Annotated in this window: 15 protein-coding genes and 1 pseudogene; 6 read left to right on the forward strand and 10 right to left on the reverse strand. The window is 68.0% G+C overall.

What is annotated here, in order from left to right:
• Nucleotides 1-18: 18 nt before the first annotated feature.
• The gene (locus MF609_RS13620) at nt 19-357 is read right to left on the reverse strand and encodes an FAD assembly factor SdhE (protein WP_419723077.1); all 339 of its coding nucleotides are present in this window, start codon (nt 355-357) and stop codon (nt 19-21) included.
• Here MF609_RS13620 and recG point away from each other — a divergent pair.
• Entirely contained in the window at nt 356-2,416 is a 2,061-nt protein-coding gene (gene recG / locus MF609_RS13625) for an ATP-dependent DNA helicase RecG (protein WP_242416830.1), read from the forward strand. The genes MF609_RS13620 and recG overlap by 2 nt on opposite strands.
• A 209-nt stretch (nt 2,417-2,625) precedes the next feature.
• A complete protein-coding gene (locus tag MF609_RS13630) occupies nt 2,626-3,066 on the forward strand; it encodes a DMT family transporter (protein WP_242416831.1) in 441 nt (146 codons plus the stop codon).
• 165 nt (nt 3,067-3,231) lie between these two features.
• On the opposite strand, the gene tyrS is transcribed toward MF609_RS13630, so the two are convergent.
• The gene (tyrS, locus tag MF609_RS13635) at nt 3,232-4,455 is read right to left on the reverse strand and encodes a tyrosine--tRNA ligase (RefSeq protein ID WP_242416832.1); all 1,224 of its coding nucleotides are present in this window, start codon (nt 4,453-4,455) and stop codon (nt 3,232-3,234) included.
• A gap of 100 nt (nt 4,456-4,555) precedes the next feature.
• Here tyrS and MF609_RS13640 point away from each other — a divergent pair, with 100 nt between their 5' ends.
• From MF609_RS13640 to MF609_RS13655, 4 genes are read left to right on the forward strand one after another with little or no spacing between them, the layout of a single operon-like run.
• Nucleotides 4,556-5,677: an anhydro-N-acetylmuramic acid kinase gene (locus MF609_RS13640; protein WP_277991227.1), complete on the forward strand. Its 1,122-nt coding sequence runs from the start codon at nt 4,556-4,558 to the stop codon at nt 5,675-5,677.
• A 9-nt stretch (nt 5,678-5,686) separates the two neighbouring features.
• Nucleotides 5,687-6,859 (forward strand): hypothetical protein, encoded by a 1,173-nt coding sequence (locus MF609_RS13645; protein WP_242416834.1) that lies wholly within the window; start codon nt 5,687-5,689, stop codon nt 6,857-6,859.
• Nucleotides 6,860-6,894: 35 nt separating this feature from the next.
• Nucleotides 6,895-7,989: a DUF2336 domain-containing protein gene (locus MF609_RS13650; RefSeq protein ID WP_242416835.1), complete on the forward strand. Its 1,095-nt coding sequence runs from the start codon at nt 6,895-6,897 to the stop codon at nt 7,987-7,989.
• Nucleotides 7,986-9,365 (forward strand): PAS domain-containing sensor histidine kinase, encoded by a 1,380-nt coding sequence (locus MF609_RS13655; protein ID WP_242416836.1) that lies wholly within the window; start codon nt 7,986-7,988, stop codon nt 9,363-9,365. The genes MF609_RS13650 and MF609_RS13655 overlap by 4 nt, the downstream gene beginning before the upstream one ends.
• Before the next feature lie 72 nt (nt 9,366-9,437).
• Here the strand turns inward: MF609_RS13655 and MF609_RS13660 are convergent, their stop codons facing one another.
• From MF609_RS13660 to MF609_RS13695, 8 genes and pseudogenes are all read right to left on the reverse strand, one after another.
• Nucleotides 9,438-9,953: a hypothetical protein gene (locus tag MF609_RS13660; protein ID WP_242416837.1), complete on the reverse strand. Its 516-nt coding sequence runs from the start codon at nt 9,951-9,953 to the stop codon at nt 9,438-9,440.
• Nucleotides 9,954-10,097: 144 nt separating this feature from the next.
• Nucleotides 10,098-10,679 (reverse strand): biliverdin-producing heme oxygenase, encoded by a 582-nt coding sequence (locus MF609_RS13665; RefSeq protein WP_242416838.1) that lies wholly within the window; start codon nt 10,677-10,679, stop codon nt 10,098-10,100.
• Between the two features lie 57 nt (nt 10,680-10,736).
• Nucleotides 10,737-12,434 carry a hypothetical protein gene (locus MF609_RS13670; RefSeq protein WP_242416839.1) on the reverse strand — a complete coding sequence of 566 codons (1,698 nt, stop codon included), beginning with the start codon at nt 12,432-12,434 and terminating at the stop codon, nt 10,737-10,739.
• Nucleotides 12,435-12,479: 45 nt separating this feature from the next.
• On the reverse strand, nt 12,480-13,556 hold the full coding sequence (locus MF609_RS13675) for a protein-glutamate methylesterase/protein-glutamine glutaminase (protein ID WP_242416840.1): 1,077 nt from the start codon (nt 13,554-13,556) through the stop codon (nt 12,480-12,482).
• Nucleotide 13,557: 1 nt separating this feature from the next.
• Nucleotides 13,558-14,406 carry a CheR family methyltransferase gene (locus MF609_RS13680; protein WP_242416841.1) on the reverse strand — a complete coding sequence of 283 codons (849 nt, stop codon included), beginning with the start codon at nt 14,404-14,406 and terminating at the stop codon, nt 13,558-13,560.
• A gap of 76 nt (nt 14,407-14,482) precedes the next feature.
• Complete coding sequence (locus MF609_RS13685) at nt 14,483-16,399, reverse strand: methyl-accepting chemotaxis protein (RefSeq protein WP_242416842.1); 1,917 nt, start codon at nt 16,397-16,399, stop codon at nt 14,483-14,485.
• An 88-nt stretch (nt 16,400-16,487) separates the two neighbouring features.
• The gene (locus MF609_RS13690) at nt 16,488-16,961 is read right to left on the reverse strand and encodes a chemotaxis protein CheW (protein ID WP_242416843.1); all 474 of its coding nucleotides are present in this window, start codon (nt 16,959-16,961) and stop codon (nt 16,488-16,490) included.
• A pseudogene (locus MF609_RS13695) lies at nt 16,958-17,285 on the reverse strand (methyl-accepting chemotaxis protein); the annotation flags it as partial. The pseudogene MF609_RS13695 and the gene MF609_RS13690, both read right to left, overlap by 4 nt.

Consider the following 17,285-nt stretch of genomic DNA (forward strand, 5'->3'; position numbering starts at 1 on the left):
AGAGGGGGATTATCCAGTTCAGCGACTTACCGGCACGAAATCCATCGCACGCATCGCGTGGAGGACCGGGTGGTCGAACTGCGCGGGCGGCGGCTGGACGCCCATCGCCCAGGCCATGATGTCGACATCCTGTTCCTCGAGGAACTGCTCGAACCAGTCCATGTCGGCGTCGCTCCAGCTGGCGGAATGCGCGTCGAAATAGCCGCCGATCATCAGGTCGGCTTCGCGGGTGCCGCGATGCCAGCTACGGAATTTCAGGCGCTTCAGCCGGGTTTCGCGGTCCATGACGTTCCAATGCAATTGCGCCGCCGGACGCTGGCAGCGGCCGTCGGTTGGGATATAGGACCAAGTAGTCATGCGTCCCGAACTCCTCAACCCGCTGTTTGCCGAAGTCACCTCGCTGAAAGGGGTCGGCCCTGCGTTGGCCAAGCCGCTGGAGCGGTTGAAATTGTCGCGCGTGGTCGATGTCGCGTTCCACCTGCCGACCGGCTGGGTCGACCGGCTGAAGCGCACCGAACTGATGGAGCAGGATGCGGGGCGGGTGATCGCGATTCCGCTGGTCGCGACCGATTACCGGGTCAGTGCCGGGCGCGGCCCGACGCGGGTGCGGGCGGCGGACGCGCATGGCAATATCGTCAGCCTGACCTATTTCGGCGGATCGTCGGGCTGGGTGAAGAAGCTGTTCCCGCTGGGCGAGACGCGGATCGTGTCGGGCAAGCTGGAGCTGTACGGGCAGGAATTGCAGATGGTCCATCCGGATCATGTCCTGCCGCCAGAGGAGGCCGACAGCCTGCCGGAACGGGAGGCGATCTATCCGCTGTCCGAGGGGCTGACCTCGCGGCGGGTCGGGCAGTTGACCGCGCAGGCGATCGAGCGCGCGCCGGACCTGCCCGAATGGATCGAGCCGAGTCTGCTGGCGAAGCACGACTGGCCGGCGTGGAAGGAAGCGCTCGCACGCATCCATGCCGATCCGGCGGACCGACAAGCGCGCGAGCGGCTGGCCTATGACGAGGTGTTCGCCAACCAGTTGGCGCTGTTGCTGGTGCGGGGAGAGGCGCGGGCGCGGAAGGGCCGAGCGCTGACCGGGGATGGGCGGCTGCGCAGCAAACTCGATCTGCCGTATAAGCCGACCGGCGCGCAGTCGCGGACGATCGGCGAGATCGAGGGGGACATGGCGCAGACCCAGCCGATGCTGCGGCTGCTGCAGGGCGATGTCGGGTCGGGCAAGACTTTGGTCGCGCTGATGGCGCTGCTGATCGCGGTCGAGGGCGGGGCGCAGGGGGCATTGCTCGCCCCGACCGAGATCCTCGCGCGACAGCATTATGCGACGTTGCAGCGGCAGCTGGCCGGGACCGGCGTGACCGTCGCCGCGCTGACCGGGCGCGACAAGGGGCGGGTGCGCGAGGGCGTGCTGATGGGGCTGGCCGATGGGTCGATCGACATATTGGTCGGCACGCACGCGATCTTTCAGGAGGGCGTGACCTATCGCGACCTGGGACTGGTGGTGGTCGACGAACAGCATCGTTTCGGCGTCGCGCAGCGGATGATGTTGCAGGCGAAGGCGGCGCGGCCGCCGCATCTGCTGGTGATGACCGCGACGCCGATCCCGCGCACGCTGACGCTGGCCCAATATGGCGAGATGGACGTCAGCCGGCTGGACGAGATGCCGCCGGGGCGCGAGCCGATCGAGACGGTGGTGATGTCGGAGGACAAGCTGGACGCGGTGGTCGATGGGCTGGCGCGGCATCTGTCGGCGGGGAAGCAGGCCTATTGGGTGTGCCCGCTGGTCGAGGAGAGCGAAAAGTCCGACCTTGCCGCCGCCGAGGCGCGGGCGGAGGCGCTCAGGCAGCGGTTCGGCGACAAGGTGGCGCTGGTCCATGGGCGGATGAAGCCGCTGGAAAAAGACGCGGTGATGGCCGAGTTCTCCGCCGCACGCGCTGGCGTGCTGGTGGCGACGACGGTGATCGAGGTGGGCGTCGACGTGCCCAATGCGACGCTGATCGTGATCGAGGCGGCGGACCGGTTCGGGCTGGCACAGTTGCACCAGTTGCGCGGGCGGGTGGGGCGCGGCGGCGGCAAGTCGGTGTGCCTGCTGCTGCGGGGCAACAGCCTGTCGGAAACGTCGCGGGCGCGATTGGCGCTGATGCGGGAGAGCAACGATGGCTTCCGCATAGCCGAGGAGGATTTGCGGCTGCGTGGCGGCGGCGAGTTGCTCGGCACGCGGCAGTCGGGGGAGGCGGTGTTCCGGCTGGCCACGCCGGAGATGCTGGGCGAGTTGCTGCCGGTCGCCAATGCCGATGCGCGGTTGCTGGTGGACCGCGATGGCGGGTTGGAAGGGCCACGGGGGCAGGCTGCGCGGGTGGCGCTGTATCTGTTCGAGCGGGATGCGGGGGTCGGGCGGTTGCGGTCGGGGTGAGGAGATGCCCCACTCGTCACTCCCGCGGAGGCGGGAGCCCATAGGCGCTGACCGTCCGGCTCCATCGCAACCTTGGCGTGTATGGATTCCCGCCTTCGCGGGAGTGACGATCTTGGGTGGTGAGGCTGACACCCTATCCATGGATTCCGGCTTTCGCCGGAATGACGGGGAGGTTGCTCGTTTTGGATCAAGCGGATAGCCCGCTCGCCATGAACGCCCTTGCTCCCCTGTTCGTCGCCCTGCTGGGCGGTATCGGCCTTGCCGTGCAGCCGCCGACTAACGCGGCGCTGGGACGCAATATCGGGTCGGTGCTGCTGGCGGCGCTGGCGTCGTTTGCGGTGGGGACGCTGATCCTGATCGGGGTCTGGCTGATCGCCGACCGGACGCCGCTGGCCAATCTGCGCGAGGCGCGGCCATGGATGTTTCTGGGCGGGGCGTATGGCGCGTTCTTCGTGTCGGCGGCGGCCTTTGCCGCACCCCGGCTGGGGCTTGCGTCGATGCTGACGATCATGATCGCTACCCAGCTGGTCGCGGCGCTGGTGATCGACCGGTTCGGGCTGATCGGGTTGGCGAAGACACCGATCAGCGGGTTGCGGCTGGCCGGGGTGGCGTTGGTGCTGGTCGGGGCGGTGTTGGTTCGGCGGGGGTAGCTTGCCCCCCCAACTTCCACCATCCGTTTGCTTCGAGCGGAGGTTCGAGCTTGTCGAGAACCGTAGTCGAGAAGGGGGTGTCCTAAGCGATCAGGTTCTCGACGGACGCTTCTCGACAAGCTCGAAGCTGCTCGAACTGAACGGGTGAGTGGTGAAGAGGGAGTCCTACTCCGCCGGCGTCAGCAGCCCGTGGTGCTTCTTGCCCGCCGATACCCGCACCGGCGCGTCCACCGCGATCAGCTGTGCTTCGTCGACGACCTTCTCGCCATCGACGCGCGCGCCGCCGCCCTTGATGAGGCGGCGGGCCTCGCCCTTCGAGGTGGCGAGGCCCAGCGCGACCAGCGCGTCTACCACGGTGATCCCGCCTGCGACCGCAAAGGTCGGCAGGGTATCGCCAGCCGATCCCTCTTCGAACGTCCGCCGCGCGGTTTCCGCAGCTTGCGACGCGGCGTCGGCGCCACGGCACATGGCGGTGGCTTCGTTGGCGAGGATCTTCTTTGCCTCGTTGATCTCGGCACCCTGCAACGCTTCCAGCCGGGCGATCTCGTCGAGCGGAAGGTCGGTAAACAGGCGCAGGAAACGGCCGACGTCGCGGTCGTCGGTGTTGCGCCAGAATTGCCAGTAATCGAAATGCGGCAGCTGGTCCTCGTGCAGCCAGACCGCACCCGACATGGTCTTGCCCATCTTGCCGCCATCGGCGGTCGTGATGAGCGGGGTGGTGACGCCGTACACCTCGGTCCCGTCCATGCGGCGCGACAGTTCGATGCCGTTGACGATGTTACCCCACTGGTCGCTGCCGCCCATCTGCAGGCGGCACCCATGGCGCTGCGACAATTCGCGGAAGTCGTAGGCCTGCAGGATCATGTAGTTGAATTCGAGGAACGACAGCGACTGTTCGCGGTCGAGGCGCAACTTCACCGAATCGAACGACAGCATCCGGTTGACCGAGAAATGCTGCCCGACCTCGCGCAGGAACGGGATATATTCGAGCTGGTCGAGCCAGTCGGCATTGTCGACCATCACCGCGTCCGACGGCCCGTCGCCGAAGGTCAGGAACCGTTCGAAGATGCGCTTGATCGACGCGACGTTCGCCGAAATGCCGTCCTCGGCCAGCAGCTTGCGCGCTTCGTCCTTGAAGCTCGGGTCGCCGATCTTGCCGGTGCCGCCGCCCATCAGCACGATCGGCTTGTGCCCGGTCTGCTGCATCCGGCGCAGCAGCATGATCTGTACGAGGCTGCCGACATGCAGCGACGGTGCGGTGGGATCGAAGCCGATATAGCCGGGTACGACCTGTCTGCTCGCCAGCGCGTCGAGGCCGGCGGCATCGGTCAACTGATGGATATAGCCCCGTTCGGACAGGGTGTTCAGCAGGTCGGAGGTGTATGCCATGGCGGCGTCTTTAGCGTCGTGGGCGGGCGCAAGTCCACGTATCTCGACTTTGGCGCGGTTCAGGCGATATTGAGGGCGTTCCTTTGCGCGGAGATGCCCCTTGCTTGCGATCGGCCTGATGTCTGGAACCTCGCTCGACGGGATCGACGCGGCATTGATCGAAACCGATGGCGAGGGCGAGGTGCGGCCGGTCGCGTTCGTGGGTACGCCCTATAGCGACGAGGATCGCGCGACGCTTGCCGCCGCGACCGAACTGGCGCTGCTGTTCGACGATCCGGGCGAGCATCCGCTGATCGAGCGGGCGGAGGAATTGCTGACCCGCACCCATGCCGCCGCCATCGCTGCGCTGCTGGAGAAGGCGGGCGTCGAGGCGCGGGGCGTCGACGTGATCGGCTATCACGGACAGACGGTGGCGCATCGCCCGGACAAGCGCTGGACATGGCAGCTGGGCGACGGCGCGGCGCTGGCGGCGGCGACGGGGATCGATGTCGTCGCCGAGCTGCGCGTGGCGGACGTGCGGGCCGGCGGGCAGGGCGCGCCGCTGCTGCCCATCTATCATGCGGCACGGGCGGCGGGGATGGACAAGCCGGTGGCGGTGCTGAACCTCGGCGGGGTCGGCAACATCACCTTTGTCGGCGAGGGCGACGAACTGATCGCGTTCGATACCGGCCCGGCCAACGGGCTGGTCGACAGCTGGGTCGAGGCGGAGAGCGGCGCGCGCTACGACGCGGGCGGCGCGCTGGCGGCGAGCGGGCAGGTGGACGAGGCGGTGCTGACCGCGATGCTCGACCATCCGTTCTTCGAACTGCCGCATCCCAAGTCGCTCGACCGGCACGACTTCACCATCCAGCCGGCGCGCGGATTGTCGGCGGCGGACGGGGCCGCGACGCTGACCGCCTTCACCGCCGCCTGCGTCGCGGAGGCGATCGACCAGTTGCCGGCGCGGCCGAAGCGCCTGTTCGTCGGTGGCGGCGGGCGGCTTAATCCGGTGATGTTGCGGATGATCGGCGAGCGCTGCGGCGTGACTGCCGAGCCGAGCGACGTGCTGGGCTGGGACGGTGACGCGCTGGAGGCGGAGGGGTTCGCCTATCTGGCGGTGCGGTCGTTGAAAGGGCTGCCGATCACCTTTCCCGGGACGACCGGCGTCGCCCAGCCGCTGACCGGGGGTGAGCTGCATGCCGCCCCGCGCACGGGGCTGGCGCTGCGGCTCGTGAGCGCTTAACGGCGCTTCATGCTGACCGGCCTGATTTTCGCGACCGAAGAAGCCGAACACCAGCCCGGCGTGCTGGCGGCGACATTGCCCTTTGGCGGCATGACCCTGATCGAATATCAGGCGCGGTTGCTGGTCGCGGCCGGGGCGGGGCAGTTGCTGGTCGCGGTCGGGCGGGTGACGCCGGCGCTGGCGGCGGCCGTCAACCGGATCGGGCGGCGCGGCGCGACGGTCGATATCGTCCGATCGGCCGAGGAAGCGAAGGCCAAGGTCCATCCGCTCGCCACCATCGTCGCGCTGGCCGACGGGCTGGTCACGACCGACGCGGTGGTCGAGGGCATGGCGCTGGAGCCGACCGACACGCTGCTGGTGACGCCGACCGGCGACGCGACGTCGGTCGAGCGGGTCGACGCCGAGCATTGCTGGGCCGGGGTCGCGACGTTGTCGATCGACCGGCTGGACGATGCCGCCCGCCTGCCGCGCGAATATGATTTCCAGTCGACGCTGCTGCGCGTCGCGACCCAGGCACGCGCCGCCCATGTCCTGTTGCCGGCCAAGGCGGTGCGGTCGGGGCACGGCGTGGAGCGCGATGCGGGGACGCTGGAGGTGCGCAGCAAGGATGTGCTGGCGTCCCTGGCCGAACAGCGTACCGGGTGGATCGACCGCTATGTCTTCACCCCGGTGTCGCGGCTGCTGCTGCCGTTGCTGGTGCGGCGCAAGGTGCCCGATGTCGCGATCGGTGCGGCGGGCGGCGTGCTGGGCGTTGCGGGACTTGCCGCGATCCCGTTCTGGAGCGCGGGGGCGGCGACGGTGCTGCTGTTCCTCGCGATGGTCGTGCTGTCGGCGGGGTCGCTGCTCGGCTGGCTGCGGGGCGAGGACGGCCATGCCGCGATGCAGGAGCGCGGGGTCGAGGTGTTCGGCGTGGCCGGCGTGCTGGGCATCGGGCTGGTCCAGTCGCTGATCGTCCAGACCGGGACGGCGGGCGTGTTGGCACTGGTCGGGGTCGCGGCGACGATCCTGGCGCGGCGATCGCCCGCGATCCGCCCGCCCTGGGCCGCGACGCCGGCGACGATATTGGTCCTGCTCGCACCGTTCGCGCTGGCGGGAACATCGACGATCGGGCTGGCGTTGGTCGCGCTCCACGCGAGCGTCACACTTGCGCACGCCATCGAAAATTTGCGGCGAGAGGCTTAGCTTAGCCTTAACCGGGTAAGGTTAAAGCCGGAACCATGTCCATCGACCCGATCGATCCCCGCGAAGCCAGCGCCGCCGCCGTCCAGCTGCTGGACCATGTCGCCGCGGCCGAGCGGGCGGGGCATCGCCGGCTGCGCGCGGCGGCGGAACATTTCCATTTGCCCGAAGATGCGCGGATCGACGACCGGACGGCGGCACGGCTGGATGCGGTGATGCGCCTGACGGTCGACGGCATCGACCACATGGTGCGCGACGATGCGGTCCGGTTGCTGATTGCGCGTGGACAGACGGCGCTGGCGCAAGGGCTGCGCGCGGCGGGTTCTCCCTTCGACCGGGTGGTGCGCGCCGGGCTGTTCCGCGATCCGGTGCTGTTCGGGGAGTTGTTCGCGCGGGTGCGGCTGGATGCGATCGCCCATGGGCTGCCCGTGATGATCGATGGTGCCGGCGAGGGGCCGACGATGGTCGCACGACTGGCCCAATCGGGCGACCGGCTGGTGGCGGCCGCCGCCGTCGCGGTGCTGGCGGCGCAGTCGCGGCGCGGAAGCTTGGTCGAGGGGATCCCGGCCACGGTCGAGCTGGCCCGGCCGCTGCTGGCCCGGCTGGCATGGTGGGTCGCGGCGGCGCTGCGCGACATGACCGACGCGGGAGCGGATATCGCGCTGCTCGACGCGGCCCTGGCCGAATCGGTCCGCCGCGCGATCGACACGCAGAGCGAACTCGTTCCGCTGGAGGTCGCGGCGATGCGGCTGGCGCAGGCGATCGAGCCGCAGGGCGACGAAGTCGCGCCGCTGCTGGCCGAGGCGATCGGCGACGGGCGGCTGGTGCTGTTCACCGCGCTGGTCGCGCGGGCGAGCGGGCTGGCGTTCGAGCGGGTGCGCGATCTGGTGATCGATCCCGATGGCGCGCGGCTGTGGGTCGTGCTGCGCGCGCTGGCGGTCGACCGGGCGACGATCGCGCGGATCGGCTTTGCACTGGCGGAGTCCGAACCGGCCCGCGATATCGAAGGCTTTGCCGACCGGATCGACATCATCATGGACGTGACGCCCGAGGCCGCACGGATCGCGCTGGCACCGATGGCGCTGGATGCCGAATATCATGCGGCGATGCTGGCATTGGGGGCGAGCGCGTGAACGATCATCGCCCGGGTGCGCCGCCCGCGATCGGGCGGTTGTCGGCGGACGGGCTGTTGCTCGATGCCGAACCGCGCCTCGCCGAATTGAACCGCCGCGCCGGGGGCGGCCCCGGACAGCCGGTCGCCGTGCCGCAGATCGCGGCGCTGGTGCGGCTGGTCCAGCGGCTGGGCATCGCGCTCACCCGGCCGATCGTCGCCGCCGATGGCGAGGACGATATCGCGCTCACCGTGCGCGCCGAACCCGACGAGCTTGGCATCCGGCTGGAGGTCAGCGGATGGCAGGCGGGTGCGCCGTGGGAGGCGGAGCCGGCGCATCGCCGCGAGGTGGATTTCCTCCGCTCCGACGCCGACTGGCTGTGGACGACCGACGCCGCGCTGCACCTGACCCATGTGTCGGACCATGCCGCCGCGCGGCTGGGGTTCGATCCGCACACTGTGCTGGGCCAGCCGATCACCCGGCTGTTCGCGCTGAACGACGATGGCGATGGCGGTTTCCCGATCCTGAGCGCGCTGGCAGCGCAGGCGTGGTTCGACGGGCAGGAAGCGGCGATCCGCGATACGGCGCATCGTGTTCGCTTGTCGGCGGTGCCGCGGGTCGATGCGAACGGACAATTTGCCGGGTTCGACGGCGCGGCGCGCGACCTGCCGACGCACGAGGCCGCCCATCCGGCCGAGGTTGCGACCGACCTGCCCGACGGGTTCAGCCGCCGCATCGGTCGTGCGCTGCGCGATCCGCTGGGCCGCATCATCGCCAATGCCGACAGCATGTCGGCACAGGCCGACGGCCCGCTGCGCGACGATTATGTCGCCTATGCCGCCGATATCGCCAGCGCCGGTCGCCATCTGCTCGGGCTGGTCGACGATCTGGAGGATCTGTCGGCGATCGAACGCGCCGATTTCGCGGTAGCGGTCGAGGATCTCGACCTGGCCGACGTGGCACGGCGGGCGGCGGGGCTGCTGGCGGTACGTGCGGCGCAGGGTGACGTGCGGATCGACCGGCCATCGTTCGACGACACCATGCCGGCCAGCGGCGAGTTTCGCCGGGTATTGCAGATTCTCGTCAACCTGATCGGCAACGCGGTACGCTATTCGCCGCCGGGCGGCACGGTGTGGATCCGGCTGGAGCGCGACGGCGAAGACGCCTGCGTGATCGTCGCCGATCAGGGCAAGGGCATCGCCCCGGCCGATCAGGAGCGCATCTTCGCCAAGTTCGGCCGGGTCGACCCGACCGAGGCGGGCGGCAGCGGCCTGGGTCTCTACATCGCGCGGCGGCTGGCGCGGGCGATGCACGGCGACATCCTCGTCGACAGCGCGCCGGGACAGGGCGCGCGGTTCGTGCTGCTGCTGCCGGGGCGGTTCGGCGTTGCCGGTTGAGGCGACTGCGGGGTGCTTCAAGGCGGTCATCTGGCAGCCGGGTCGACCGACATCCCGTGCTGCAACGACAGTTTAGTCGAATTCGCCGTTTCTGATCTTCGAGAAGATGCGTGCGTCCATATTCAGCAGAGCATCGGCGACATCGATATGCCCTTTCGCAACGGCTTGCGCCGCCGCCGCTGACAGGAGCATCGCTTGGTCCCACGGATGATGCCGATGCAGGCTGACATTATCCGTCAGTTGCTGGATGGCATCATGATAATCTTCGGCTAGAAATGATGGGATTTCGGGACCACCGCCTGTCTGGCGAGCGACTTCTATTGCGGTTGGTAATTGGAAGAACCCGAAATCCACCGGTTCCGCTGCCTGGCTGGCGATGTGCACGACGTGCGGAACGGCGGCATAAGAAGCGGTATCGACATCGCCCTGATGACATAGATTCGACCAGAGGCTGAACCACGGCTCGTCTTGAAAGCTCGCGGTCGGACCTGTCGATAAAGCCAAGGTTCGCAACAAATCTGGTACGTTGCCAGCGCGGCCGTACGCATGTTGCAGGTCGTTCCAGCGAGGGTCGTCTAGCGAAAGCATTTTGCTATCCTGTAGCCTATCGCTCCGCCATCCATTTGCCGCAACATGACCGAACTTGATCCGGAACGGTGTTGCTTCAAACGATGATATAGCAGAACCAACGATCGAATGCCCAGCCTTGCGAAGCGTTAATGCCCCATGTCGTCACGCAAACGCGGCATCGGCCAGCGCGCGGAAGCGGGTGAAGGCGTCGCGGGCGGCGGCGATCATCCGCGCTTCGTCCTCCGGTGTCATGTCCGCCGCGTCGATCCGGGCGGTGAAGGCGCGCCAGTGCGCCGCGCGACCGTCGCGATGGGCGGCGAGGTGGCGGGCACCATGGTCGACCGTCAGCCCGATCCGCTGCGCCGCCTTCAGCAGGAACGCCGCGCCGAGCGACGACCCTTCCGCCACATATAGCCAGCCGAGCGCCGTCGACGTGTCGACCGGTTCGATCGGGGCGCCATCCGGCACGACCGGTGGCGGCAGGCCGATATCGGCAAGGTCGGCGGCGATGGAAGCAGTGCGATCCCGTTCGGTCAGGTCAGGGATCAGCGCGCGGAGGGTCGGTGCGGCATAGAGCGGTGCGAGTGCGGCGTGGAACGCCTGTTGCGCCCGCAGGAAGCGGACGTAGCGCGCGGGCGATGAGAAGGGGTCGAGTGCCATGATCCGCTGGTCGAGCGTGTCGTGGATCGTCGCGGTCGCGGCCTTCAGGCGCTGCGACCGGCTGGGGGCGGGGTCGTAGGTCACCCGCCACCCTAACGCCTTTGGCCGGGCGCGCAAAGCCGCGCCGCCCGGCCGTCCCGTTCAGAACAGGCCGTCGTCGTCGTCCTCTTCTTCGACCACGGCGCTGGCAACGGCGAAGGCGGCGGGAACGTTGGCGGTGTGGACTTCGCGTTCCTGCGCCATGGTATAGAGCGCGAAGATGCGCGGCAGCAGGTCGCCGAGCACGACGGTGGCCTCGTCCGACAATGGCCCCAGGGGCGGCGTCGCCGACAGGGCGATCGCCGCCTGGCGCATGATCGCCCCCAGTTGCAGTTCGGCGCCGATCTCGTCGCCGGTGATGGCGAGCAACTCGATCAGCTGGCGGGCATCGTCACCACCCTCGCGGACGGCAAGGTCGGTCCGCTGGCACCCCTCGCGGATCACGACCAGCGCCTGGGTAAGCTTGCTGCCCATGTCGCTCTCGCCCTCGGCGGCGCGTTTGCCGGCAAGGAGCGTGTTGACCTCCGACAGTTCGCGGATCGGCTGGACGATGCCGCGCATCGCATTGCCCAGCGAATGGGCGTAGATGTCGACCTCGCCCGCGACGACCGACACCGCCTTGCCCAGCTCGCCATGCCGCCGGCACAACAGGCGGGTGTTGGTGGCGATGTCCTGCACGTTGAACTGGACGCGCTGAAGCTGTTCGAGTCGACCGGTCAGCTCGTCGACGGTTTCGTTGATGAGGCCGAGCATCGCCCCCGACCGCTGGTCGGCTTCCTGCAGCTGCACGGTGATGATGGCGACTTCGCCGACCGCTTCCTCGATCTGGATCAGGAACGGGCGGCCGTTGCGGCCGGCATCGTCCTCGATCAGGTCGAGCAGCGCGGCGGTATCGGGCTGCAACGCCTTCAATGCCGACACGAGCCGCGCCGCGTCGCGGTCGAAATCGGCGGCGCTGGTTTCCAGCAGCGCCGCGAGCAGGCGGTGGACGACCGCCGTGACCTCGACATAGACCGGTTCGGACAGGGCGTGTTCGGTGCCGTCGAGCAGCTGCAGTGCGGAGACGACATGTTCCAGCCGCTGGCGGGTGCTGTCGCCGACCTGCAGCGCGCCGAGCATGGTCGCGACACGGCCCTGCACGGTGCGGGCGATTTCCGCGACCTGTCGCGCCATCGCGGCGACATCGCCCAGATGGGTATGGAGCGCGCCGGCATCGCGGGTCAGCCGCTGCGGCACGGCCGGCAGGATCTTGCGCGCCTCCGCGGCCAGCAGCCGGCCGGCCTGCTGCACGCTGCCGACGCTGCCCGACAGTTCCTTCAGCTTGGCGAGGAACCCTTCGAGATGTTCCTCACCGGTGGCAAGACGTTGCCCCATGTCGTTGACGAACCCGACGAAAGCCGCTTCGCCGGACGCCGCGATCTTGATGTTCATGCCATAGATGTGCAGCACGCGCAGCGCCTGTCGCATGTCCATCACATGGTCGCGCAATACCCGCGATGCCGATCCGATCCGGGCCATGTCCGCGTCGCGACCCGCCTGCACCACCGGCAGCGCATCGAGCTGTCCGGCGACAGACTTCAGGCTGGACACGGCGATGCCGGCGACGCTTTCATCCAGTGCGCCGGTCACGCCCTCGATCGAGGTGATGATGCGATCGATCGTATCGATCGCGGTCGCAAGCGTCGTGCCGGCGCGGACGAACCGCGCGTCCATGCCCGCCGCGACAAGGGCCAGCGACCGCTTGAGGTCGGACAGGTCGATCGCCTGCGCGGTATCGGTATCGATGCGGATATGATGCATGGCGTCAGTCCTGAAGGGAGAAGGGGACAAGGCGGGGGGCGGCGATCATCGCGCGGTCGCCTGCAACAATTCGCGGGCGATGGCATGGAGCGGGATCACGCGGTCGGCGGCCCCGCGGGCGATCGCCTCCTTGGGCATACCGAACACGACCGAGGTCGCCTCGTCCTGCGCGAAGGTGCGGGCGCCGGCCTGTTTCATTTCCAGCAGGCCGCGCGCCCCGTCGTCGCCCATGCCGGTCATGATGATGCCGACCGCGTTCGACCCGGCGTTGCGCGCGGCGGAGCGGAACAGCACGTCGACGGAGGGGCGGTGGCGCGATACCAGCGGTCCCTCCTTCACGGCGACGACGTAGCGCGCGCCCTGCCGCTCCAGCATCATGTGGCGCAGCCCGCCCGGCGCGATCAGGACATGGCCGCGCATGACGGTGTCGCCGTCCTCGGCCTCCTTCACATCGACCTGGCACAAGCCGTTCAGCCGCTTGGCAAAGGCGCGGGTGAAGCTTTCGGGCATATGCTGGACGATGACGATGCCAGGCGAATTGGCGGGCAGTGCCTCGAGCACCTCGCGCAGCGCCTCGGTCCCGCCGGTCGATGCGCCGATGCAGACGACCATCTCCGTCGTGCGGCTCATCGCGCGGCCGGTCGGCGGCGGCAGGACGGCGTCGGCGGTCAGCTTTGCGGGAGGCGAATTGGGACGAGCGGTGGCGGTGCGGGTGCGCAGCCGGGCGCGGGCGGCACCCTTCACCGTCTCGCGGATGCGCATCTTCGCTTCGTTCAGATGGTCGGCGACCCCCATGCGGGGTTTCAGGATGACGTCGACTGCGCCCGCCTCCAGCGCCTGGAGCAGCGTTTCCGACCCCTCCTCGACCAGCGACGAACACATCACCACCGGGATCGGCTTCTGGCTCATCAGCTTGCGCAGGAAGGTGACGCCGTCCATGCGCGGCATTTCCACGTCCAGCGTGATGACGTCGGGCACTTCCTCCTGGATGTAGCGCGCGGCGGCGAACGGATCGGCGGCGGCGGCGATCACCTCGATCGCAGGGTCTTCGCTCAGGATCGCCGTCATCGCCTGCCGGACGCTGGCGCTGTCATCGATGATGAGGACGCGGATCTTGGACATGTCAGTCTTTCGTGAAGACGGTGTAGGAGACGTTCGTGACCGGCAGGTTCATGCCGGCGATCGATTCCGAATGGCCGAGGAACAGGTAGCCGCCCGGCCGCAGGTTTTCGCACAGCCGGCGGACGACGCGTTCCTGCGTCTCCTTGTCGAAATAGATCAGCACGTTGCGGCAGAAGATGATGTCCATCGGCTCACCCACCGGATAGGTGACGTCCATCAGGTTCAGGCGTGCGAAACCGATCGCCGAGCGAAGTGCCGGCACGATCCGAACGTCCTGCGCATGACGGTCGCGCGACGTCGCCACGTAACGCTGGCGCAGCGACGCGGGCACCGGTTCGACCAGTTCGGCCGGATAGATGCCGCGCCGCGCCGTTTCGAGGACGGCGGTGTCGATATCGGTGGCGAGGATGCCGTAGTCGATCCCGCTCTTCTGCGCGAACTGGTCCAGCACCATCGCCATGGTATAGGGTTCGGCACCGGTCGAGCAGGCGGCGCTCCACGCGCGGATGCGGCGACGGCCGCTATCGGCCAGCGTCGGCAGTGCGGTCTGCATCATGAAGTCGAAATGGCCGGGTTCGCGGAAGAAATCGGTCTTGTTCGTGGTCACCGCGTTGATGAGGTGCATCATCTCATCGGGATGCGCGCTGCCGTCGAACAGATGGTCGCAATAGGCGTCGAGCGTCGGCAGGCCGACATCCCGCAGCCGCCGTTGCAACCGGCCCTGCAGCATCGTCGCCTTGGTCGGCGGCATCTTGATGCCGGTCTTGTCGAAGATCAGCGCCGACAGCCGCGCGAACTTGTGCGGGCTGAGGCGGTCCTGATCGGGGGAATAGGCGGGCAGTGCGGGCATCTGGTACGTTCCAATCGATCGACGTGGCCGCGACGGTCACGTCGTCGGATTTCAGGGGTTGGGCAGGGGACGGCGATCAGGCCGCCCGACCGAAATCGGCATCATCGTCGTCGGCGCCGCCCTGCGTCAGATCGAGCGCGAAGCCGCGCACGCGCGATTGCTGGTCGACGATGCTGCCGGCGCGGGTCTTGGCCGGGGCCTTCGGTTTCTTTGCCTTGGGCTTGGCGGGCGTCCGCGTCGCGGCCGGTGCGGGAACGCGGCCGGCCGGTGCGAGCTGGAAGAAGGCGATGCTCGACTGAAGCTCTTCGGCCTGTCCGGCGAGCTGGTCGGCGGTCGACGAGATTTCGTCGGAGGCCGAGGCGTTCTGCTGCGTCACGGTATCGAGCTGCTGCAGCGCCTGGTTGATCTGGCTGGCGCCGATATCCTGTTCGCGGCACGCGGCACTGATTTCCGACACGAGTTCGGCAGTCCGGCGAATGTCGGGGACCAGCCGGGTCAGCATTTCGCCAGCCTGTCCGGCGGCCTTCACCGTATCGGCCGACACCGCGCTGATTTCGGCCGCTGCGGTCTGGCTGCGTTCGGCGAGCTTGCGCACCTCCGATGCGACCACCGCGAAGCCGCGACCATGTTCGCCGGCGCGTGCCGCTTCGACGGCGGCGTTCAGCGCCAGCAGATCGGTCTGGCGGGCGATTTCCTGCACGATGCTGATCTTGGCAGCGATGGTCTGCATCGCGGCGACGGCATGTTCGACGGCAACGCCGCTGGCTTCGGCATCCTGCGACGACTGGCGCGCGATCTTTTCGGTCTGGGCGGCGTTGTCGGCATTCTGTTTGATGTTGGCGGCCATCTGCTCCATCGACGCCGATACCTCCTCGGCGGCGGCGGCCTGTTCGGTGGCGCCTTCGCTTACCTGTTCGGAGTTGGCCGAAAGCTGCTGACTGCCGGAGGCGACCTGATCGGATGCGGCCGCGATCTCGGTGGCGAAGGTCGACAGATTGTCGACCAGGCGATTGATCGCGTCCTTCATCCGCTGGTGATCGCCGTCGCAGGCGATCTCGACCCGACCGCTCAGCTCGCCGGTGCTGACCCGGTCCAATACCCGGTTCCCCTCGGCGATCGGCAGGATGATCGCGTCGAGCATTCCGTTGATGCCCGCGACCATCGCGGCATAATCGCCGGCGAAGCGTGCGGCATCGCCGCGTTCCGCCAGCTTGCCGACGGTCGCCGCACCGATCAGCCGCTGGATCTCGCCCGAAATTTCCTTGAAGTTGCAGCGCAGCGTTTCGATGGTTTCGTTGATGAACGCCTTCTTGCCGGGGAAGGATTCGAGCGTCGCATCGAAATCGCCTTCGCCGAACGCCTTGATACAGGCCATCGCCTTTTTCTTCACGGCGATATGGCCGGCGACCATCGAATTGATACCGGCGGCCATCGTACGGAAATCGCCGGGGAATTTTTCGACGGCGACCACCACGTCGATATCGCCGCGATCATGTTCGGCGGACATGTGGTTCATCTCGGCGATCAGCGTTCGCAGATTGCCGCGCAACGTCTCGATCGTGTCGTTGATGAACGCCTTCTTGCCGGGCAGGCGATCGAACGGTGCGTCGAAATTGCCATTGGCCAGTTCGCGGACGCAGCCCATCGCCGCCTTCTTGGTATCGATATGCGCGGTGACCAGACGGTTCACCTGGCTCGCGATCTGCCCGGTCGTACCGGGAAAGGCATCGGCGCTCAGCATCACGTCGATGTCGCCGCGATCATGTTCGGCCAAGACATGGCCGACCGCCCTTTCGAGCCGGGTGACCGGGGCAAGCGCGGTATCGAGCAGCGCGTTGACCGCCGCCAGCAACTCTCGCGCCTCGTCGCTCGCCATATCCTCCCGCAGCCGCTGCGACAGGTCGCCGGCGGCGATCGAACGGGTTAGGGCGTTGATCTCGGCGATTGCGGTGGCGGGCCGGGCGGAGCGCTTGAATTGCGACAGAAGCGACATGGTCGGCATACTCTTTGTTCGGATCTCGGATTGGTGCCGGTCGGGTGGCCGCGCCGCGTCCCGACGAAGGACGCAGCGCGGCTGGCGATCAGGCAGCGGCAGCAATGATCGCGGGGTCGTCGTTGGAGAATATCTCCGCCGTGTCGATGACCACCACGAAGCCGTCGGGTTCGCGGACCACGCCGGCGATATAGTCGGACCGCCAGCGCAGACCGATATCGGGGGCGGCTTCCAGCCGGTCGCGTTCGAAATTGGCGACCGCGATCACCCGGTCGACGACGAGGCCCAGCGACAGCATCCGGTCGGCAAGCGGCACGTCGACGATCAGCACGCGGGTTGCCAGCGTCGGTTCGACCGGTGACAGGCCCAGACGCATCCTGAGGTCGATCATCGGCACACCCTGACCCCGGACATCGGTGATCCCGAGCATCCATGCCGGCCCGTTGGGCACGCGGAAGGCGGGGCGATAGTCGAGGATCTCGCGCACCATGGTCACCGGGACCGCGAAGACCTCGTCCCCCATGCCGAAGGTGACGACCTGGAGCGGTGCGTTCCCGGTCATGCTGCCGCTCCGAAGGCTGCGTCGTCGCTGTCCGGTCCGCCCTGCGTCAGGTCGAGCGCGAAGCCGCGGACGCGGGCCTGCTGATCGGCGACGCTGTTGGGCTTGGCGCGTGGTGCCGGGGCGGCGGGCTTGCGCGCGGCTACCGGCTTGCGCACGGCGGCGGGCTTGCGGGTGACGGCGCGGGCGTCCTCGACCTTGAAGAAGGCGATGCTCTGCTGCAGTTCGTTCGCCTGGCCGGACAGTTCCTCGGAGGTCGAGGTGATCTGTTCGGATGCCGAGGCATTTTGCTGCGTGACCGTGTCGAGCTGCTGCAGCGCCTGGTTG

The sequence above is a fragment of the Sphingomonas panni genome, assembly GCF_022664435.1.
Lineage (GTDB): Bacteria > Pseudomonadota > Alphaproteobacteria > Sphingomonadales > Sphingomonadaceae > Sphingomonas > Sphingomonas panni.